Below are 19,575 nucleotides of genomic sequence, written 5' to 3'. Positions count from 1 at the left end.
TCTCAGAATGCAGCCCGCCGCGCCCGACCCCACCGGGGCCCCGGCGGAGCACTCCCCGAACGGGAGACTCCGCCTCACGCCCGCGCTCTCCGACGCGCCCATCGTGGTCCGGGCGCGGAAGAATGGGTCCATGAGCCAGCAGAACGCCCAGGACCAGGCCTCCGACCGGAAAGCGCAGCCGTCCGTCGGCTCGATAGCCGCGCACCGCCCGCACACGGTCGCAGGCGGTGACTTCGAACCCGAGCTCCCCGAGCTCACGGCCGACATCGACGCCGACCCCGACGAGTTCGAGGACTACAGCGCCGAGCTGCCCCAGGGCCGCTTCCTCGACCGCGAGCGCAGCTGGCTCGCGTTCAACGAGCGCGTGCTCGAACTGGCCGAGGACCCCGACACCCCGCTCCTGGAACGGGCGAACTTCCTGGCGATCTTCGCGTCCAACCTGGACGAGTTCTTCATGGTCCGCGTGGCCGGCCTCAAGCGCCGTATCGCGACCGGCGTCGCCACCCGTTCGGCCTCAGGGCTCCAGCCCCGCGAAGTCCTCGAACTGATCTGGAACCGCTCGCGCGAACTCATGGCGCGGCACGCCGCCTGCTACCAGGAGGACGTCGCCCCGGCGCTCGCCGACGAGGGCATCCACGTGGTGCGCTGGGAGGAGCTCACCGACAAGGAGCAGTCCCGGCTCTTCACGCTGTTCAAGCAGCAGATCTTCCCGGTGCTCACGCCGCTGGCCGTGGACCCCGCGCACCCCTTCCCCTACATCTCCGGCCTGTCCCTGAACCTCGCCGTCGTCGTGCGCAACCCGGTCTCCGGACACCGCCACTTCGCGCGCGTCAAGGTGCCGCCGCTGCTCTCCCGCTTCCTGGAGGCCTCGCCGCAGCGCTACGTCCCCATCGAGGACGTCATCTCGGCACCCAAGCACCTGGGCGAGCTGTTCCCCGGCATGGAGGTCCTGGAGCACCACATGTTCCGGCTGACCCGGAACGAGGACCTGGAGGTCGAGGAGGACGACACGGAGAACCTCCTCAAGGCGCTGGAGAAGGAGCTCATGCGGCGCCGCTTCGGCCCGCCAGTGCGGCTCGAGGTCGAGGAGACCATCGACCGGTACGTCCTCGACCTCCTCGTGCGCGAGCTGAAGATCAGCGAGTCCGAGGTGTACCCGCTGCCGGGCCCCCTGGACCTCACGGGCCTCTTCGGCATCTCGAGCCTCGACCGGCCCGAGCTGAAGTACCCCAAGTTCATCGCGGGCACCCACCGCGACCTGGCCGAGGTCGAGTCCGCGTCCGCGCCCGACATCTTCGCCGCCCTCCGCGAGCGGGACGTTCTGCTCCACCACCCGTACGACTCGTTCTCCACGTCCGTGCAGGCGTTCCTGGAGCAGGCCGCCTCGGACCCGGACGTCCTCGCGATCAAGCAGACGCTGTACCGGACCTCGGGCGACTCGCCGATCGTCGACGCGCTGATAGACGCCGCGGAGTCCGGCAAGCAGGTCCTCGTCCTCGTCGAGATCAAGGCCCGCTTCGACGAGCAGGCCAACATCAAGTGGGCGCGCAAGCTGGAGGAGGCCGGCTGCCATGTCGTCTACGGCCTCGTCGGCCTGAAGACGCACTGCAAGCTGTCACTCGTCGTGCGCCAGGAGGGCGACACGCTGCGCCGCTACTGCCACGTCGGCACGGGCAACTACCACCCGAAGACGGCCCGCCTCTACGAGGACCTGGGCCTGCTCACCGCCGACTCGCAGGTGGGCGCCGACCTCTCCGACCTCTTCAACCGGCTGTCGGGCTACTCGCGCCGCGAGACGTACCGCCGCCTCCTCGTCGCCCCCAAGTCCCTGCGCGACGGCCTCATCTCGAGGATCAACAACGAGGTCCAGCACCACCGCGCCGGCCGCCCCGCCTACGTCCGCTTCAAGGTCAACTCGATGGTCGACGAGGCCGTCATCGACGCGATGTACCGGGCGGCGCAGGCCGGTGTGCCCGTCGACGTGTGGGTCCGCGGGATCTGCGCCGTGCGGCCCGGCGTCGCGGGCCTGTCGGAGAACATCCGCGTACGGTCCGTGCTCGGCCGCTTCCTGGAGCACTCCCGGGTCTTCGCCTTCGGCAACGGCGGCGAGCCCGAGGTCTGGTTCGGCAGCGCGGACATGATGCACCGCAACCTCGACCGCCGCATCGAGGCCCTGGTCAGGGTCTCCGACCCGGCTCACCGCGGCGCCCTGAACCGGCTCCTGGAGACGGGGATGTCCGACACCACCGCCTCCTGGCACCTGGGACCGGACGGCAACTGGGTCCGGCACGCCAAGGACGCGGAGGGCCGGCCCCTGCGGAACGTACAGGAGATGCTCATAGACGCCCGGAGGCGCCGGCGTGGCAAAGCAACACCTTGAGACATCGGGAGCGGAGGGTTCCGCGGGCGAGGTCGTCGCGGCCTATCTGCGCGAGCAGGCCACGGAGTTCCTGCGCTCCCTGCGGCAGCACCGCGAGAGCGGTGGCTCCGCGCCCGGGGGAACCGCCGAGGAGGCGGCCGGAGCGGCGCGCGCCCTGCGCCGCTCGGCCCGCCGCGTCAGCGGCACCCTGCACACGTTCCGTCCTCTGCTCGACCCCGAGTGGTCCGACGCCCTGCGCCCCGAACTGGCCTGGCTCTCGGGCACGTTGGCGCAGGAGCACGCGTACGCGGGCCGCCTGGAGCGGCTGCTGTCGGCACTGCACCGGCTCTCCGGCGCCCACGCGGTACCGGCCCAGACCCCCGCGGCTCCCCCCGGGCGGGTGGGCACGGCCCAGCTGTCGCGGACCGAGAACACGGCGTCGGGGAATCTGACCGTGGGCGCGGCGAAGGCGGGCGCCCTGCTCGAGCGCCAGCTCACCCTCGCCCGGACCAGAGCCCACTCCACGGCTCTGCAGGCACTCGGCTCGTCCCGCTTCCACGCGGTCGCGGACAACGTCGCCGTGCTCGCCAGCGAGGTCCCGCTGCGCGCCACCACGGCCGACCTCGACGCGCTGGCCGCCTCCGCCGGGTCCCGCCTCGCCGAGGCCGTCGCCGCGCTGCCCCTCCACCGGGCGGGCCACCCCTACAACGCGGAGGCCCTCGTCCAGGGCCTCACCGCCGACACGGCGCCCCCGTCCCAGGACGCCCCCTGGCACCACGTACGCCTCCTGCTGCGGCTGCACCGCTACGCCCAGGAGGTCGTGCCGTGCGGACCCGGTACCGGTGGCGGGCCGGCCGACGCGGAGACCGAGGCGGCCGCCGCGCTGGACCGGCACCGGGACGCCGCCGAGGCCGCGGCCGCCGCCGCCCACGCGGCCCGCACCCCGCGCATCGCCCCGGCGACGGCCTACGCGCTCGGCGTCCTGCACGCCGACCAGCGCCACGACGTGGAAGCGGCCCGTTTCGCGTTCCAGCGGGCCTGGCTGAAGGAGTCGGTCCCCACCACATGAGCAACGGCGACAACGACGTCATCCGCGCCGCCGGCTGTGTCCTGTGGCGCCGCTCCCCGTACGACGACCACCTTGAGATCTGCCTCGTGCACCGGCCCAAGTACGACGACTGGTCACACCCCAAGGGCAAGCTGAAGCGCGGCGAGGAGGCCCTCGCGGCCGCGCTGCGCGAGGTCGAGGAGGAGACCGGCTTCCGGTGCGCTCCCGGCGCCCGCCTCCCCACCACCCGCTACGTCGCGGGCGGCCGCCCCAAGCGCGTCGACTACTGGGCCGCCGAGGCGACGGACGGCGGATTCACGCCGAACCGCGAGGTCGACCGCGTCGCCTGGCTCTCCCCGACGGCCGCCCGCCACCGCCTGACCCAGCCCCGGGACAAGACGCTCGTCGACGCGCTGCTGAGCGCCCTCCACCTGGCATAGTCGCAGCGTGTGCCTGCGTCATCACAAAACGTCACACAGTACCTCACCGCACCGACCGCCGAGGTTCACCCTCCGTTCACTCATGCCCATCGGTCGCTTCACCTGTCCTGCCTAATTTCGGCCTTACACGGTGCGAGTCGCTCACACGGGCGAACACCGCACCGCCTACCTGGAACGAACAGACTTCGCACGCCGTCCCGGATCACCGACCGGCGGCTCCTGGAAGGAACATCCGAAAGTGAAGCTTCAGCGCAAGAACCGGCTCCGCGCCCTTTCCCTCGGCGCCATCGCCGTCTCCGGCGCCCTGGCCCTCACGGCGTGCGGCTCGGACGACACGAGTGCCAACGGCGGCTCGAGCAGCGGCCCGACCGCCAAGGCCGGCAGCATCAAGTGCGACGACGCCAAGGGCCAGCTCCTCGCCAACGGTTCCTCCGCGCAGGCCAACGCCATCCAGGCCTGGGTCAAGGCGTACACCGCCGAGTGCAAGGACGTTCAGATCAACTACAAGCCCGAGGGTTCGGGCGCCGGTGTCACGGCGTTCACCCAGGGCCAGGTCGCCTTCGCCGGCTCGGACTCCGCTCTGAAGCCCGAAGAGGTCGCCGCCTCCAAGAAGGTCTGCTCCGGCGGCCAGGGCATCGACCTCCCGATGGTCGGCGGCCCGATCGCGGTCGGTTACAACGTCCCGGGTGTCGACAACCTGGTCCTGGACGCCAAGACCCTCGCCCAGATCTTCGACGGCAAGATCAGCACCTGGGACGACGCGGCCATCGCCAAGCTGAACCCCAAGGCGAAGCTGCCCAAGACCAAGATCCAGGCGTTCCACCGCTCGGACGAGTCCGGCACCACGGACAACTTCACCAAGTACCTCAAGGCCGCCTCCCCGGCGGACTGGAAGTACTCGGGCGGCAAGGCCTGGCAGGCCAAGGGCGGCCAGTCGGCGCAGGGCTCCTCCGGCCTCGCCCAGCAGGTCAAGCAGACCGCCGGAGCGATCTCCTACTTCGAGCTCTCCTACGCCAAGGACGGCATCAAGTCGGTCGACCTCGACACGGGCGCCTCCGCGCCGGTCAAGGCCACCGTCGAGAACGCCACCAAGGCGATCTCCGAGGCCAAGACCGTGGGCACCGGCAAGGACCTCGCCCTCCAGCTGAACTACGCGACGAAGGCCGACGGCGCCTACCCGATCACCCTCGTCACCTACGAGATCGTCTGCGACAAGGGCAACAAGGCCGACACCTTCCCGGCCACCAAGTCCTTCCTCACCTACATCGCGAGCCAGGACGGCCAGGACTCCCTGGCGGCCCTCGGCTACGCGCCGATCCCCTCCGAGATCAACACCAAGGTCCGCGACACCATCGCGAGCCTGAGCTGACCCAGCGTGCGGCCCGCCCCCCATCGGGGGCGGGCCGCACCGTCCGGTGCACCGCCGCCTGGAGCCGCCCGACCGCGGCTCCGCAGACCGGAGAACCCCATGGATATATCCACGAAGACGACTGCTCCACCCGCCCCCACCGACCCGCCGACGCCCTCGCTCGACAAGCGCGGGGCCCGCGGCGCCACCCGCCCCGGTGACCGGATCTTCCTCGGTCTCTCGCGCGGCTCCGGCATCCTGCTTCTGGTGATCATGGCCGCCATCGCGGCCTTCCTCACCTACCGCGCCTCGATGGTGCTGTCCAAGAACGACGGCAACTTCCTCACGACCTTCGAGTGGAACGCCAACGCGACCCCGCCGGTCTTCGGTATCGCGGTCCTCGCCTTCGGCACGATCGTCTCCTCGGTCGTCGCCATGGCGATCGCCGTCCCGGTCGCCGTCGGCATCGCGCTGTTCATCACGCACTACGCGCCGAAGAAGCTCGGCGGCACGATCGCGTACGTCGTCGACCTGCTCGCCGCCGTACCGTCCATCGTGTACGGCCTGTGGGGCGCCCTCTTCCTGGTGCCGCACCTCACCGGCTTCTACAGCTGGCTCGACGACTACTTCGGCTGGACCGGCATCTTCGAGTGGCAGGGCGGCGCCCCGCGCACCCTCCTCGCCGTCGGCATCCTGCTCGCGATCATGATCCTCCCGATCATCACGAACGTCAGCCGTGAGGTCTTCCGGCAGGCGCCCCTGATGCACCAGGAGGCCGCACTCGCGCTCGGCGCCACCCGCTGGGAGGTCATCCGCATGTCGGTGATCCCCTTCGGCCGCTCCGGCGTCATCTCCGCCTCGATGCTCGGCCTCGGCCGCGCGCTCGGCGAGACCATGGCCGTCGCGACGGTCCTCTCCCCCAGCTTCGAGATCAACGCCAGCCTGCTCGACCCGGGCGGCGGCACCTTCGCGCAGAACATCGCCGCGAAGTTCAGCGAGGCCACCGAGCAGGGCCGTGACGCGCTCATCGCCTCCGGTCTGGTCCTGTTCATCATCACGCTGGTCGTGAACGGTGCGGCCCGCGCGATCATCGCCCGCCGCAAGGAGTACTCGGGGGCCAACGCATGAGCAACGCAACGATCACCCCGCCGGCCCCCGGCACCAACTCCCTCAGCGCCGCGCGCCTGCCGCGCTGGTCCCCGTACGCCATCGCCGTCGGCGCCGTCGCGATCGGCTGCGCGATCGGCCTGGGCGCCGGACTCGGCAGTCAGATCCAGTGGGGCCTGATCGCCGCGGTCCTGTTCGTGCTCGGCACGTACGGCATCGCCGCCGCCGTCGAGGGCAAGCGCCAGGCCAAGGACCGTGTCGCGACCAGCGTCGTCTGGGTCGCGTTCATCCTCGCCGTGATCCCGCTGGTCTCCCTGATCTGGGAGACCGTCTCGCGCGGCGTGAAGGTCCTGGACGTCTTCTTCCTGACGCACTCGATGGGCGTCGTCACCGACTACGAGCCGGGCGGCGGCATCTACCACGCCATCATCGGCACCCTGGAGCAGGTCGGCCTCGCCACCCTGATCTCCGTGCCGATCGGCCTGCTCACCGCGATCTACCTGGTCGAGTACGGCCGGGGCAAGCTCGCGAAGGCGGTCACCTTCTTCGTCGACGTCATGACGGGCATCCCGTCGATCGTCGCGGGCCTGTTCATCCTCAGCTTCTGGATCCTGATCCTCGGCTTCAGCTACTCCGGCTTCGCCGGGTCGATGGCCCTTTCCATCCTGATGATCCCGGTCGTCGTCCGCTCCACCGAGGAAATGCTCAAGCTCGTCCCGAACGAGCTGCGCGAGGCCTCCCTCGCGCTCGGCGTACCGAAGTGGCGCACGATCCTCAAGGTCGTCCTGCCGACGTCGATCGGCGGCATCACGACCGGTGTGATGCTGGCCATCGCCCGTATCGCCGGTGAGACCGCGCCCGTACTGCTGCTGGTCTGGGGCAACCCGCTCATCAACACGGACCCGTTCCAGGGACCCCAGTCCTCGCTGCCGCTGTACATCTACCAGCAGTACCAGAACAGCGGCGGCAGCCCGGCGGCGTACGACCGTGCATGGGCGGCGGCTCTCGTCCTCATCGCCTTCATCATGATCCTCAACCTGGTGGCCCGCGGCATCGCCCGCTGGAAGGCCCCCAAGACCGGCCGCTGACGCGGCATCTGGAAGTGAATTAGTTATGGCCAAGCGAATCGACGTCAGCGGCCTCACCGCGTACTACGGCTCCCACAAGGCGATCGAGGACATCTCGATGACCGTGGAGCCCCGCTCCGTGACGGCCTTCATCGGCCCGTCCGGCTGCGGCAAGTCCACCTTCCTGCGCACTCTGAACCGCATGCACGAGGTCACCCCCGGTGGCCGCGTCGAGGGCAAGGTGCTCCTGGACGACGAGGACCTCTACGGCACCCACGTCGACCCGGTCGCCGTGCGCCGCACGGTCGGCATGGTGTTCCAGCGCCCGAACCCGTTCCCCACCATGTCGATCTTCGACAACGTGGCGGCGGGCCTGCGCCTGAACGGCTCGTACAAGAAGAGCGAGCTCGGCGACGTCGTCGAGAAGTCCCTCAAGGGCGCCAACCTCTGGAACGAGGTCAAGGACCGCCTCAACAAGCCCGGCTCCGGCCTCTCCGGCGGCCAGCAGCAGCGTCTGTGCATCGCCCGCGCCATCGCGGTCGAGCCACAGGTGCTCCTCATGGACGAGCCCTGCTCGGCCCTCGACCCGATCTCGACCCTCGCCATCGAGGACCTGATCGGCGAGCTCAAGGAGCGCTTCACGATCGTCATCGTGACGCACAACATGCAGCAGGCGGCCCGCGTCTCGGACCGCACGGCGTTCTTCAACCTGTCCGCGGTCGGCCAGCCCGGCAAGCTCGTCGAGATCGACGAGACCGAGCGGATCTTCTCCAACCCGTCGGTCCAGGCCACCGAGGACTACATCTCGGGCCGCTTCGGCTAGACACCACCTGCTCCTTGCGGTGCTGCATGGCGGTGCCACCGCAAGGCAAAGGGCCCGCCCCCTGGCTCCCGGGGGGCGGGCCCTCTTTCGTTCCACGAAGACTGCGTACTGGCCGAACGCGAGATTCACGACCCAGTAGCTCCGCCGCCGCGACCAGCGCGGCGGCGGCCGGCATGGTGATACCGCATCAACCCGGGGGACGACCCCCGGACCCCAGCCGCATCACTCCACCCGCGGTCAGCCGAACGCGAGATTCACGACCCAATAGCTCGCCGCCGCGACCAGCGCAGCGGCCGGCATGGTGATGAACCAGCCGAGGACGATGTTCTTGGCGACGCCCCAGCGGACCGCCTTCACGCGCTTGGTGGCGCCCACGCCCATGATCGCCGAGGTGATGACGTGCGTCGTCGAGATCGGCGCGTGGAACAGGAACGCCGAGCCGAACATGATCGACGCACCGGTCGTCTCCGCCGCGAAACCCTGCGGCGGGTCGAGCTCGATGATCTTGCGTCCGAGGGTCCGCATGATGCGCCAGCCACCCGCGTACGTACCGAGGGACAGCATCAGCGCGCAGACGAGCTTGACCCAGACCGGGATCGGGTCGCTGTAGGTCTCGTGCCCGGAGATGACGAGGGCCATCACCACGACGCCCATCGTCTTCTGCGCGTCCTGCAGACCGTGGCCGAGCGCCATGCCGGCCGCCGACACCGTCTGCGCGATACGGAAGCCGCGCTTGGCCTTGTGCGGGTTGGACCGCCGGAACAGCCACAGGATCGCGCACATGACGAGATAGCCGACGATCAGACCGACCACCGGCGAAGTGAGCATCGGGATGACGATCTTGTCGAGCACGCCGGACCAGTGGACGGCCGTCCCGCCCGCGAGCGCCGCACCGACCATGCCGCCGAACAGCGCGTGCGACGACGAGGACGGCAGCCCGAAGTACCAGGTGACCAGGTTCCAGATGATCGCGCCGACGAGCGCGGCGAAGAGGATGCCCATCCCCTTGCTGCCCTCGGGCGTGGCGATGATCCCCTCACTCACGGTCTTGGCGACACCGCTGCCCATGAAGGCACCGGCGAGGTTCATCACCGCGGCCATCGCGAGCGCCGCCCGAGGCGTCAGCGCACGCGTGGAGACCGACGTGGCAATCGCGTTCGCCGAGTCGTGAAAGCCGTTCGTATACGTGAATCCGAGCGCGACGCCAATCGTCACGATCAGTGCGAAGGTGTCCATGAGAGGGCCTCAGGACTCCTTGACGGCGATGGTCTCCACCGTGTTCGCCACGTGCTCGAAGGCATCCGCCGCCTCTTCGAGCACATCCACGATCTGCTTGAGCTTCAGGACCTCCATGGCGTCGTACTTGCCATTGAAGAGTTGCGCGAGCAGCTTGCGGTGGATCTGGTCGGCCTGGTTCTCGAGGCGGTTGACCTCGATCCAGTACTCGGTGAGGTTGTCCATGGTCCGCAGGTTCGGCATGGCCTCGGCCGTCAGCACGGCCGCGCGCGCCAGAACCTCGATCTGCTGCTCCACACCCTTGGGAAGCTCTTCGACCTGGTAGAGGACGACGAGGTCGACGGCCTCCTCCATGAAGTCCATGATGTCGTCGAGGGACGACGCGAGCTTGTAGATGTCCTCGCGGTCGAAGGGCGTGATGAACGAGGAGTTCAGTTGGTGGAAAATCGCGTGGGTGGCGTCGTCACCGGCGTGTTCCGCTGCCCGCATCCGCTCCGCGATCTCGGCCCGGGCGGAGGAATCCGCCCCGAGCAGTTCCATCAGGAGTTTCGAGCCCGTGACGATGTTGTCCGCGGATGCGGCAAACATGTCGTAGAAGCTCGTCTCCCTGGGGGTCAGACGAAAGCGCACGTGGGGTCCTCGGGGTGCTTTGGATTCGGTCAGGCTGATGCTAGGCGCATCATCCGGCCACGGCTAACCGGCAATACCCCAGTGTCGCCCATCAGACACTGTGATGAGCACGGGGTCCCGCGAACCCGTCGGACCCCCTCGGAATTCGGTACCATATACCCACTAGGGGTATACAACGGGAGGACGCGATGACCACGGAAGCGACCGAGATCGTGACCGACCACGACGGCGAGAACGTGACGGACCACGACCGTGGAATCCACGGGTACCACCACCAGAAGGCCGAGCACCTCAAGCGCCTGCGTCGCATCGAGGGCCAGATCCGGGGCCTGCAGCGCATGGTCGACGAGGACGTCTACTGCATCGACATACTCACGCAGGTCTCCGCTTCCACCAAGGCCCTCCAGTCCTTCGCGCTCCAGCTCCTCGAGGAGCACCTGCGCCACTGCGTCGCCGACGCGGCGGTCAAGGGCGGCGACGAGATCGACGCGAAGGTCGAGGAGGCGACGAAGGCGATCGCGCGGATGCTGCGCACCTGAGACGCCCGGGCCGCGCACCGCGCGCCCTGCCCCTGTGAGATACGTGACCCGGAGCCGGGGCGCGCCGGACAGCCGGCCGCGCCCCTCACGGGTTCAGGACCTCCCCGGGGTCCTCGTCCCGGGGCCACCGCTCCTCGGCGACCCTCAGCACCTCGTCGATACGGTCCGCACTGAGCCGGTCCTCATCCGCGGCGGACGCCGCGATGATCAATTCACCGCACAGCTCGATCTCGGCGAGGGCGACGTGGTCATGAACCGCCGTGCCGCCCACCGGAGCCACGCTCATCACCTCTTCCAGCCGTAAGCCGTAGCCGTAACCGACTTCCTAGAGTAGGGAGCGGCCTACGCGCCGCGCATGGCACGGACGGACCATTTCCGGACGGCTAATTCTCGGCGATCTTCCCGGCGAAGATGTCCTTTGTGTCGGGAAGTTCGATATTCGCCGAAATCCCGAAGCCGTCGAGAAGAGTGGTGGACGCCACATCGACGACCTCCCTCTTCCCGCCCTTCCCCTTCACCGAAGCCGTCACCTTCGTATTCACGAAGCTGAACCGGTGGCGCACCTTCCTGATCCTGCCCTCGTCGTCGAGGTACACGTCGAACGGCACCTGGTCCTTGGCGAACCCTTTCGCCGCGGCCGCCAGCGACGGCCGGCTGGCCGGGGAGGCGGCACGGGCGGCGGCCGCCATGTCGATGGTCCCGCGGTAGTGCCGGACCTCCGTCCCGGCGAGCTCGCTCTCCCCCACATACGTCACCTTGCGCGCGCCCCGCAGCAGTTCGGCGGCGGCCAGCGGATCCGTGGCCCCGCCCGTGACCAGGTTCCCGTCCGACATGGTGGCCGTGTCGACCCGCACCCACTTGTCGGCGGGCACCCCCGCGCCCCTGTTCTTCATGTACAGCGCGCCGGGCGCGAGAAGTTCGGTGATGGGCCGGTGCTCCTCGGCGCCGGAAGGATCCTGCGGAAGCACGACCTTCAGCCGCCCGACACGCGCCCGGTAGTCGTAGACGCCCTCGCCCCTGATCGTGACGCGGGTCCCGCCGCTCGCCATCTCCATGGACGTACGGGCCTTGGAACTGCCCTCCCTGACCAGGCGGTCGGCCGCGTCGTGCACGGCGGCGGCGGACTGGGCCGGGCTCTCGTTGTCCGCCTCGGCGGCGGCCGAACAGCCGGTGGCGAGGCCCATCAGTCCGACCGTCGCGGCCGCCGCGACCGCCCGTGCTGCGCGTTCGTGCTGCACCATCGCCTGTCTGCCCCCAAGCCCTGTCCGAGCGTCCGCGGCCCCGCTGTTGACCGGATAACGACAGTTGCCTGCACCCGTCACGCGTACCGTTGAGCTGTGGCACAAGAGCAGTCCGAACTCCCCGAGACCCACCGAACGACCACGGCCGAACAAGGCCGCTTCTGCCTCGCCCGCTGCACGTGCGGCTGGCGTGGCCCCTCCCGCAGAGCCCGCTCGAAGGCGAGAACCGACGCCGAGGAGCACACGGCCCGCCCCTGACCCGACCGCCCGGCGTGGAACCCCGCGCTTCCCGGAGACGTCTCGTACCCCGGGAACCAACGGGAGGCGTCCATGGATCGGCGTACGTTCATCGCAGTCGGCGCGGCCACCGTCACGGCAGGCGCGGCCACGGCATGCAGCACCGGCTCGGCGGGGGCCGGCGGGCGGACCACGCCCAGCGCGACGACCAGCGCGCCCATCCGCACCACCAGCGCGAGCGCCTCCGCCGCGGCGAACCTCAAGGCACTCGCCAAGGACCTCGACGGCACCCTCGTCACCCCCGGCCAGGCCAAGTGGGCGGCCGCGCGCCAGCTCTACAACACCCGCTTCGACAGCCTGAAGCCGACCGCCGTCGCCTACGTCGCCCACCCCGACGACATCCGCACCACGCTCGCCTACGCGCGGGCCCACCACGTGCCCGTCTCGATCCGCAACGGCGGCCACTCGTACGCGGGCTGGTCGTCCGGCGACGGCCGCCTGATCCTGGACGTGTCCAAGCTCTCCGCGATCAGGGCCTTTGGGAGCGAGGCCGTGGTGGGCGCGGGCGCCAAGCTCATCGACGTGTACCGCGCGCTCGCCGCGAAGGGCGTCACCATACCGGCCGGCTCCTGCCCCACCGTCGGTGTCTCCGGCCTCACCCTCGGCGGCGGCCACGGCGTCGTCTCCCGCGCCTACGGCCTGACCTGCGACAGCCTCACCCAGGCCACGCTGATCACGGCGGACGGCAAGCAGGTCGTCGCGAACAAGAGCGAGAACAAGGACCTGTTCTGGGCCCTGCGCGGTGCGGGCAACGGCAACTTCGGCGTGGTCACCGAGCTCCGCTTCCGCACGCACCCCGCCCCGCAGGCCGTCTCCGCGTACATGACCTGGCCCTGGTCGAAGGCCACGGCCGTCCTCAAGGCCTGGCAGGAGTGGGGCCCCTCGCAGCCCGACGAGATCTGGTCGTCCTGCCACATAGCCAACGCGGTGGGCGGCCGGCCGACCATCACGATCGCCGCGTTCTCCCTCGGCACGTACCGCGAACTCCAGAACGCCGTCGACCGCCTCGCCGACGGCCCCGGCGGCCCCGGCCCCGCGTCGAACGTCTCCCTCAAGCGGCGCTCCTACGAGGAGTCGATGGAGGTGTACGCGGGCTGCTCGGCGTTCGCCGAGGACGCGATGTGCCACCTGCCGGGCACCACCCCGGGGCGCAGCACGCAGGGGGCGCTGGGGCGCGAGACGTACGCGGCCCGCTCGGACTTCTTCGACCGCTCCCTCTCCTCGGCCGGCATCCGCGCCATGTTCGCCAAGATGGAGAACGTCACCTCGGGCGCCGGCAGCATCGCGCTGACCGCGCTCGGCGGGGCGATCAACCGCGTCGACCCGACCGCCACCGCCTTCGTGCACCGGCGCTCCCGGATGCTCGCGCAGTACATCGTGTCCTGGCGGGCCGGAACGTCCGGCTCCACGGCCCGCGGCTGGCTCGATTCCACCCACGCGGCGATGCGCCCGTACGCGTCGGGGGCGGCGTACCAGAACTACACGGACCCGACGCTGACGGACTGGCGCAAGGCGTACTACGGCGACGCGGCCGCGCGCCTGACGACGGTCAAGAAGCAGTACGACCCGAACCGCTTCTTCACGTTCCCGCAGGCACTCTGAGCCCGCGTCCGACGCGCCCCGTCAGGGGCGCGGGGAACCGCGCGACAGGCCCTCACCGGCTCCCACGTACACACGACCGTTCCAGCGGTATGCGACACGTACGGCTCACCCGACACGCCCTCAACTGGCCCAAAGCACAGCGCAGCGTTCCGCTGGAACCATGAACAAGCCCCGGATACCCCGCATAGCCGCCGTCTTCGCGCTCGCCGCAGTCGCGCTCGCCGTGGGCGTCACGATCGCCGCCGTCACCGACGACGGCTCGGACCACCCCGCTTCGGGCTCCCTCGCGGTCACGTCCGGCGCCGTGGCGCTCGCGGCCGCCGGCGGCGGCACCGCCCTCCTGTGCCGACGTGCGGCCGAAGAGGCTAAGCGGCCAGATCCCGCTCTTCGGACTCCCGGGCCTCAGGAACCTCCACCGCCTCCCGAGCCGGCGAAGCAGCGCTAGGCGACCACACCAGCCACCGCAGCCGCGTCGTGCGACCGACGGCGCGCGCCAGCGGGGTGAGCAGCGCGGACGCGAGCGGCGACAGGAGCAGCGCCACCGCCGTGCCGAGGGCGAATCCGCCGACGACGTCCGTCGGGTAGTGCACGCCCATGAAGACCCGGCAGAACCCTTCGAGCACCGCGAGCCCCAGCCCGATGAGCCCGAACTTTCGGTGGGCGACGAAGAGGCCGGCGCCGATGGCCATGGCGAGCGTCGCGTGATCGCTGACGAAGGAGAAGTCCGACTTGCCGCTGACCAGGACGTCGAGGCCGTCGTGGTCGGTGAAGGGCCTGGGCCGTTCGACGAAACTGCGGATCGGCACGTTCACCAGGACGGCGATCCCGGCGGCGAGCGGCGCCCAGACGACGGAGGCGACGGACGAGGCGGCGTCGTCGAGCGAGTCCCGCTTCCGCACGCCCCACCAGCACCACAGCGTGAGCAGCACGAGCGCGAGCAGCAGCCCGTACTCACCGACGAACGCCATGGTGCTGTCGACCCAGCCGGGGGCGTCCTTCGCCAGGCCGTTGATGTCGTAGAGCAGACCGACGTCGGGGTTGGACCCGGAGGCCCCGAGTGCCGAGAGTCCAGCCAGTCCAGCCATCTCGCCGCGGCCCCTTCGTCTTGCTGCTCAGTGGGCGCACACTGTCGTGCGCCGCTCGTCCACCCCCGTGGTCATAGATCCGCGGTCTTCGTCGATCCGCGATCGCTCAGGAAAAGGAACGCACGGTCCCCTCTCCTTCGTTCCACAATCCACTGAATGATCACGCAGACGTTATCGAAGAGAGACACGAAGCCGCAGCTCAGGGCAGGGCTCTGACGGAGAGTTCCGGCCACGTCACACTTGGGGGTTTCCGTCCGGCCTCTCGCTCGGCACGGCCTTCGCACCATCTTCGGTCACCCTCGTCGCCCCGAAATAGTCGGGTGTGTCGACCGGGTCGAACCGGATCACGGCACCCGGACGCGGCGCGTCGATCATGTAGCCGCCGCCCACATAGATCCCGACGTGCCGGATCGCACGGCTGTCGGTGAGATCGTCCGAGAAGAAAACGAGATCCCCCGGCAGCAGCTCGTCCCGCTTGGGATGCGGCCCGGCGTTGTACTGGTCGTTCGCGACACGTGGCAGCTCGATCCCGACCTCCCGGTACGCGGCGAGCGTCAGCCCCGAGCAGTCGAACCGGCCGCCCTGATCGGCGGTCCCGTTCCCGCCCCACAGATACTCGGTCCCGAGCTTCTTCTGCGCGTAGTAGATGGCACCCGCCGCCTGCTGCGACGGCTGCACCCGGCCGACCGGCCGGGCGAAGCTCTTCTCCAGGTTCGTGATCGTCTTCACGTAGTTCTGCGTCTCGCGGTACGGCGGCACGCCTCCGTACTTGATGACGGCGTACGCGCCCGCGTTGTACGCGGCGAGCATGTTCTCGGTCTGATTGCCCGGCGCGTCCTTCACGTACTTGGCGAGCGAGCAGTCGTACGAGGCCGCGGACGGAATGGCGTCCTTCGGATCCCAGATGTCCCGGTCCCCGTCCCCGTCCCCGTCGACCCCGTGCGCGGCCCACGTCCCCGGGATGAACTGCGCTATCCCGAGCGCCTTCGCCGGGCTCTTCGCGTTCGGGTTGAACCCGCTCTCCTGATACAACTGCGCGGCGAGCAGCGCCGGATTGATCGCGGGGCAGAGGTTCCCCCACTCCTGCACGATCGACTGGTACGCGCTGGGCACGGCGCCCTTGGCGAGCCCCACGGCCCCCTTGCCGACCCCGCTCGCGAGACTGCCTGCGGCCATGAACGTACCGACGACCAGCAGCGTCACGAACCCGGTCCCTCCGGCGGCGAGCGCGCCCCCGACGACCCACGCCTTACGCACCGTCAACCGCCCTCCGTCGCAAGGCCATCAGTCTAGATGCGGGCCCGTCAGGCGGGGTGGACCATCTCCTTACTCGGAAAACTTGATCCGCATCTTCGGCGACCACGCCATGACTCTGATCGCGCGTAGCGACGTCGCTTGTCTGCCGACCTGGGAAGTCGCGCGCTTGTTTGAGCAGGCGATGTACTTGAGTATCGAGGTCACTTGAGGGCTTGCAGTGACGGGTCCGATCGTTCCTGGGGAGGGCTTGTGCGAGTGCGGGTCACCTGCTGCGCGATGACCGTCGGCTTGCTGATGGCGGCTGGGTGCGGCATGAAGAGCACAGGCCCTGGCGCAGACGGCGGTAGCAAGCCGCCCTCCGTCACGTCCTCAGCGCCGCGCAGCACCACGCCCCCGAAACCGGATCTCAGTACGCTCCCGATGCCGTCGCCCCCGGTGGCCGGGGTGGACGGAACACCGGCCGATGGGCAGACGTTCAACGTCACGCAGGTCAAGAGCGCGCTGCTGCGGCCCGGGGAGATTCATCCGGCCGGGACCAGCAAAGCAGAGGTGTACGAGGGCGATATCAACCAGTGGGCGGGGCTGTCGGCAGGCTGGGCGGACTGCGGGGCGCAGGTGAACAGCCTGCTCGAGGAGCTGCGGGGGTTGCACGGCCCGAGAGCCCAGTACATCGCACGGCGGCCGATGACCAGCGAGGAGGCGAGCAAGCGGGACGCCAGCCGTACGGCCGTCGGGTTCGAGCGGGTGGCCTCTTTGCCGGACTCGCAGGCCAAGCGCTATCTCGAGCTGCAGTATCAGCTGCACAAGTCCTGCCCCAGCTACATGAGGGACACGGACGGTGCGCCGGAGGCGGAGTTCCGCGCTGCGGAGCGGCTCACGGGTCTCGGCGACCAGGCGATCCTCACGGCACGCGGGAGGCACACCAACCCGAATGACCCGGCCAACAGCGGCGTGAGCTGGTCGTACACCGTCGAGGTGCGCATCGGCACCGTCATCGTCACCGTCGACACCCAGGAGGCCGAGGAGAGCAGCCCCGACGGCGCCGTGGCCCTGGCTGCCAAGGCAGCCCTGCGCGTCCGGGACACGCTTTATGCCCAGGCTCCGACACCAACCGCCTCCGGGGGCGCCGGCTGACAGGCACCACCCAGGCACCACTCCGGCGCAACCCCAGGTGCAGTCCCAGGTGCAGCCCCAGGTGCAACGTAGAGCTGCCGAGTGCGGATCGTCTGCGCGGGGCACCTGGCCTGGCTACTCCCACGGATTCAGAGACTGGCCACGCCCGCTCGGATTTCCGCGATGGTGACCACGCTGAGCCATAGGCCCGAGGCCGACACCGCCGGGCCCACGCGACGACCTCAGCGGCCTGCCTCGCCCATGTGGCCAGCTCGGCCACCACGTTCGTGCCAAGCAGCCAGATCACTCAGCACCCGGCGCTTACGGCCCTCACCGTCCACGCCCACCCGCGCACTCCGCCCACAGCAGCTTCCCGGCATGGCCTCCGGCGAGCGTGTACGCGCCCCACGCGTCCGCGCAGGCCCGCACCAGATGCAGGCCGCGGCCGTGCTCCGCGGACTCGGGTGGCAGGTCACCGTTGCGGACGGGCCCGAACCCCGGCGGAATCTGCGGGCTCGCGTCCCACACGGCGACGCGCAGCCGCACCGGATCGACCGCGGAGGGAGTGAGGCGCAGGGCGTAGGAACCGGTGGTGTGGAGGTGAGCGTTGGTGAGGAGTTCGGAGGCGAGGAGTTCGGCGTCGTCGGTGAGGTCGGAGAGGCCGTGGGCGTCGAGGATGACGCGGAGAGCGGCGCGGGCGATGCCGGGGGCGCGGGGGTCGTGGGGGAGATGGAGGGCGTAGGTCCAGGGGGGCGGGGATACGGTGGTCATGGAAGTCTCCGGGTGCGGTGGGGAGTTGGACTTCATGGGGGCCCAGTGACCAGGCCGCTCCGTCGAGCGGGGTGCTTCTGGGCTGGCGCCTGATCGTTAAGGTAGCGAGCGACAGTGAATGCATTAACCGAATTCCATAAACTGGGTTCACTGCCACTCCTGTGAGTGAAGGAGACCGGGAAAGCCGTGCGGACCAACCCGACGGGGCGCCAACTCCGATTTGGCACCGAGCTGCGCAAACTCCGTGAGCGGGCTGGCCTGACCGCGACCGAAGCCGGTCAACTCATGGGCATCAAGCAGACTCAGGTCAGCAACATGGAGGCCGGTCGTGTGGGCGTGAGCGCCGAGCGCGTACGCACACTCGCCTGCCACTACGACTGCTCGAACAAGGCCTTCGTACAAGCCCTCAGCGACATGACCACCGACCGGACGCGGGGCTGGTGGGAGGAGTACCGCGAGACGCTGCCTGCCGCACTGCTCGATCTAGCCGAGGTCGAGCACCACGCCAGGCGCATACGGACCGCCATCACCGTTCATATCCCAGGCCTGCTCCAGACCCTGGACCACGCGCGGGAGATCTTCCGGCAGGACGTACCGGAGATGTCGCCACCCGACATCGAGCACCGGGTCTCCTTCCGCCTCAAGCGGCAGGCCGTCATCTTCCGCAGCGACCCGACCCCTTACCAGGCGATCATTCACGAGGCCGCCCTGCGCATGCAGCTCGGCGGCACCACAGTGACAGAGCGTCAGCTCCAGCACCTGATCGACATGAGCGAGCGCGAACACGTCACGATCCAGGTGATCCCTTTCGCCGCGGGCTCCTTCGCGGGATCAGGACAGTCGATCTTCTACTCCCATGGCCCCGCGCCCCTGCTCGACACCGTTCACCTCGACCAGTCCCACGGACCGGTATTCCTCGACGCCGAGGCCCAGCTCACCAAGTACCGCGTCCTCATCGAACGCATGGAAGCCATCGCCCTGACTCCCAAGGAGTCGAGGGATTTCATCCACAACATCGCCCAGCACCTGTGAAGGGAAGAGGCATGTCCAACCTCACCTGGCAGAAGTCGTCTTACTGCGCGCAAGGCGATTCCTGTGTCCACGTGGCCGCACACGCCGGCGCGGTCCACATGACCGAATCCGCCGACCCCAGCGGAGCGATACTCACCGCCACCCCCGCCGCCTTCGCCGCTCTGGTGCGGCGGGTGCGGGTTACCGATCAAAAGCAGATTGGGTAGCTGGGGTAACTGGGTGGTTGCTGGCGGCCTCCGTACGCCGTCCTTTTGTCCGCAGCTCGGTGGGGGCTGACTTTCGTCGGCTGATCTTCGTACTGGGTTGGGGGGAGCCAAATTTTCCTTCAACCCCCAATGGGCCCCGGACCGCCGAGGAACAAAAGACGCAAAGCAGGCAGCAACAGCAAGAAGAGCACGCGGCGGGTGGTGGGGCGGCCTGGCGTCTCAGTCGCGGCTGCGGCCCGTCCGGGGAGGGCAGATGACCGCTCCGGAGGCCGAGATCTGCCACTCGTATCCATAGTGGACGGCACGCCCCAGGCGCCCTCCACGAATGCCCAGCTAGGGGCAGCGCCCTCCTGGCAGCGCTCTCATGACTGGCA

At 69.4% G+C, this 19,575-nt stretch carries 21 protein-coding genes; 14 read left to right on the top strand and 7 right to left on the bottom strand.

All coding sequences use genetic code 11. The annotated features are described in order from the left end of the window. The first annotated feature begins 130 nt into the window (after nucleotides 1–130). The 7 genes from OG456_RS19450 (at nucleotide 131) to pstB (ending at nucleotide 8,192) form a co-directional block, all read left to right on the top strand. Nucleotides 131–2,380 (top strand): RNA degradosome polyphosphate kinase, encoded by a 2,250-nt coding sequence (locus tag OG456_RS19450; protein ID WP_266562678.1) that lies wholly within the window; start codon nucleotides 131–133, stop codon nucleotides 2,378–2,380. Continuing rightward, nucleotides 2,361–3,428 carry a CHAD domain-containing protein gene (locus OG456_RS19445; protein WP_266562676.1) on the top strand — a complete coding sequence of 356 codons (1,068 nt, stop codon included), beginning with the start codon at nucleotides 2,361–2,363 and terminating at the stop codon, nucleotides 3,426–3,428. Before OG456_RS19450 ends, OG456_RS19445 begins: the two co-directional genes overlap by 20 nt. Continuing rightward, nucleotides 3,425–3,847, top strand: coding sequence for an NUDIX hydrolase (locus OG456_RS19440; protein ID WP_266562674.1), 423 nt, complete (start codon nucleotides 3,425–3,427; stop codon nucleotides 3,845–3,847). Before OG456_RS19445 ends, OG456_RS19440 begins: the two co-directional genes overlap by 4 nt. A gap of 238 nt (nucleotides 3,848–4,085) precedes the next feature. Next, on the top strand, nucleotides 4,086–5,216 hold the full coding sequence (gene pstS / locus OG456_RS19435; protein WP_266562672.1) for a phosphate ABC transporter substrate-binding protein PstS: 1,131 nt from the start codon (nucleotides 4,086–4,088) through the stop codon (nucleotides 5,214–5,216). Between the two features lie 99 nt (nucleotides 5,217–5,315). Then, complete coding sequence (gene pstC / locus OG456_RS19430) at nucleotides 5,316–6,323, top strand: phosphate ABC transporter permease subunit PstC (RefSeq protein ID WP_266562670.1); 1,008 nt, start codon at nucleotides 5,316–5,318, stop codon at nucleotides 6,321–6,323. Continuing rightward, the gene (pstA, locus tag OG456_RS19425; RefSeq protein ID WP_266562668.1) at nucleotides 6,320–7,390 is read left to right on the top strand and encodes a phosphate ABC transporter permease PstA; all 1,071 of its coding nucleotides are present in this window, start codon (nucleotides 6,320–6,322) and stop codon (nucleotides 7,388–7,390) included. Before pstC ends, pstA begins: the two co-directional genes overlap by 4 nt. Nucleotides 7,391–7,415: 25 nt before the next feature. Beyond that, on the top strand, nucleotides 7,416–8,192 hold the full coding sequence (pstB, locus tag OG456_RS19420; RefSeq protein WP_100595598.1) for a phosphate ABC transporter ATP-binding protein PstB: 777 nt from the start codon (nucleotides 7,416–7,418) through the stop codon (nucleotides 8,190–8,192). A 237-nt stretch (nucleotides 8,193–8,429) separates the two neighbouring features. Here pstB and OG456_RS19415 read toward each other — a convergent pair whose 3' ends face one another. Continuing rightward, nucleotides 8,430–9,428, bottom strand: a complete 999-nt coding sequence (locus OG456_RS19415; RefSeq protein WP_266562665.1) for an inorganic phosphate transporter — start codon at nucleotides 9,426–9,428, stop codon at nucleotides 8,430–8,432. 9 nt (nucleotides 9,429–9,437) lie between these two features. After that, entirely contained in the window at nucleotides 9,438–10,058 is a 621-nt protein-coding gene (locus OG456_RS19410; RefSeq protein ID WP_100595596.1) for a DUF47 domain-containing protein, read from the bottom strand. Between the two features lie 188 nt (nucleotides 10,059–10,246). Between OG456_RS19410 and OG456_RS19405 the strand changes: the two genes are divergently transcribed. Continuing rightward, nucleotides 10,247–10,597: a metal-sensitive transcriptional regulator gene (locus tag OG456_RS19405; RefSeq protein ID WP_266562661.1), complete on the top strand. Its 351-nt coding sequence runs from the start codon at nucleotides 10,247–10,249 to the stop codon at nucleotides 10,595–10,597. Nucleotides 10,598–10,682: 85 nt separating this feature from the next. Here OG456_RS19405 and OG456_RS19400 read toward each other — a convergent pair whose 3' ends face one another. Then, a complete protein-coding gene (locus OG456_RS19400; protein WP_266562659.1) occupies nucleotides 10,683–10,883 on the bottom strand; it encodes a hypothetical protein in 201 nt (66 codons plus the stop codon). 97 nt (nucleotides 10,884–10,980) lie between these two features. Beyond that, complete coding sequence (locus OG456_RS19395) at nucleotides 10,981–11,838, bottom strand: hypothetical protein (RefSeq protein WP_266562657.1); 858 nt, start codon at nucleotides 11,836–11,838, stop codon at nucleotides 10,981–10,983. A gap of 96 nt (nucleotides 11,839–11,934) precedes the next feature. Between OG456_RS19395 and OG456_RS19390 the strand changes: the two genes are divergently transcribed. From OG456_RS19390 to OG456_RS19380, 3 genes are all read left to right on the top strand, one after another. Continuing rightward, nucleotides 11,935–12,096 (top strand): hypothetical protein, encoded by a 162-nt coding sequence (locus tag OG456_RS19390; protein WP_165914664.1) that lies wholly within the window; start codon nucleotides 11,935–11,937, stop codon nucleotides 12,094–12,096. 72 nt (nucleotides 12,097–12,168) lie between these two features. Continuing rightward, on the top strand, nucleotides 12,169–13,737 hold the full coding sequence (locus OG456_RS19385) for an FAD-binding oxidoreductase (protein ID WP_266562655.1): 1,569 nt from the start codon (nucleotides 12,169–12,171) through the stop codon (nucleotides 13,735–13,737). Nucleotides 13,738–13,897: 160 nt separating this feature from the next. Continuing rightward, complete coding sequence (locus OG456_RS19380) at nucleotides 13,898–14,182, top strand: hypothetical protein (protein WP_266562653.1); 285 nt, start codon at nucleotides 13,898–13,900, stop codon at nucleotides 14,180–14,182. On the opposite strand, the gene OG456_RS19375 is transcribed toward OG456_RS19380, so the two are convergent. Continuing rightward, nucleotides 14,103–14,822 (bottom strand): phosphatase PAP2 family protein, encoded by a 720-nt coding sequence (locus tag OG456_RS19375; protein ID WP_266562651.1) that lies wholly within the window; start codon nucleotides 14,820–14,822, stop codon nucleotides 14,103–14,105. The genes OG456_RS19380 and OG456_RS19375 overlap by 80 nt on opposite strands. Nucleotides 14,823–15,056: 234 nt before the next feature. Next, nucleotides 15,057–16,079, bottom strand: a complete 1,023-nt coding sequence (locus tag OG456_RS19370) for a bifunctional lytic transglycosylase/C40 family peptidase (protein ID WP_323136412.1) — start codon at nucleotides 16,077–16,079, stop codon at nucleotides 15,057–15,059. 420 nt (nucleotides 16,080–16,499) lie between these two features. Between OG456_RS19370 and OG456_RS19365 the strand changes: the two genes are divergently transcribed. Then, nucleotides 16,500–17,213, top strand: a complete 714-nt coding sequence (locus tag OG456_RS19365; protein ID WP_266562647.1) for a hypothetical protein — start codon at nucleotides 16,500–16,502, stop codon at nucleotides 17,211–17,213. Nucleotides 17,214–17,522: 309 nt separating this feature from the next. Here the strand turns inward: OG456_RS19365 and OG456_RS19360 are convergent, their stop codons facing one another. Further along, the gene (locus tag OG456_RS19360; protein ID WP_266562645.1) at nucleotides 17,523–17,963 is read right to left on the bottom strand and encodes an ATP-binding protein; all 441 of its coding nucleotides are present in this window, start codon (nucleotides 17,961–17,963) and stop codon (nucleotides 17,523–17,525) included. Between the two features lie 186 nt (nucleotides 17,964–18,149). Here OG456_RS19360 and OG456_RS19355 point away from each other — a divergent pair, with 186 nt between their 5' ends. Both OG456_RS19355 and OG456_RS19350 read left to right on the top strand, forming a co-directional pair. Then, on the top strand, nucleotides 18,150–18,995 hold the full coding sequence (locus OG456_RS19355) for a helix-turn-helix transcriptional regulator (RefSeq protein ID WP_266562643.1): 846 nt from the start codon (nucleotides 18,150–18,152) through the stop codon (nucleotides 18,993–18,995). 11 nt (nucleotides 18,996–19,006) lie between these two features. Next, entirely contained in the window at nucleotides 19,007–19,201 is a 195-nt protein-coding gene (locus tag OG456_RS19350) for a DUF397 domain-containing protein (protein WP_266562641.1), read from the top strand. The last annotated feature ends 374 nt before the right edge of the window (nucleotides 19,202–19,575 follow it).

Origin of the sequence: Streptomyces sp. NBC_01446, from assembly GCF_026340095.1 — a bacterium.
GTDB lineage: Bacteria > Actinomycetota > Actinomycetes > Streptomycetales > Streptomycetaceae > Streptomyces > Streptomyces aureus.
Note: the sequence above shows the minus strand (reverse complement) of the source record. Positions and strands in the feature narration are given on the sequence as shown.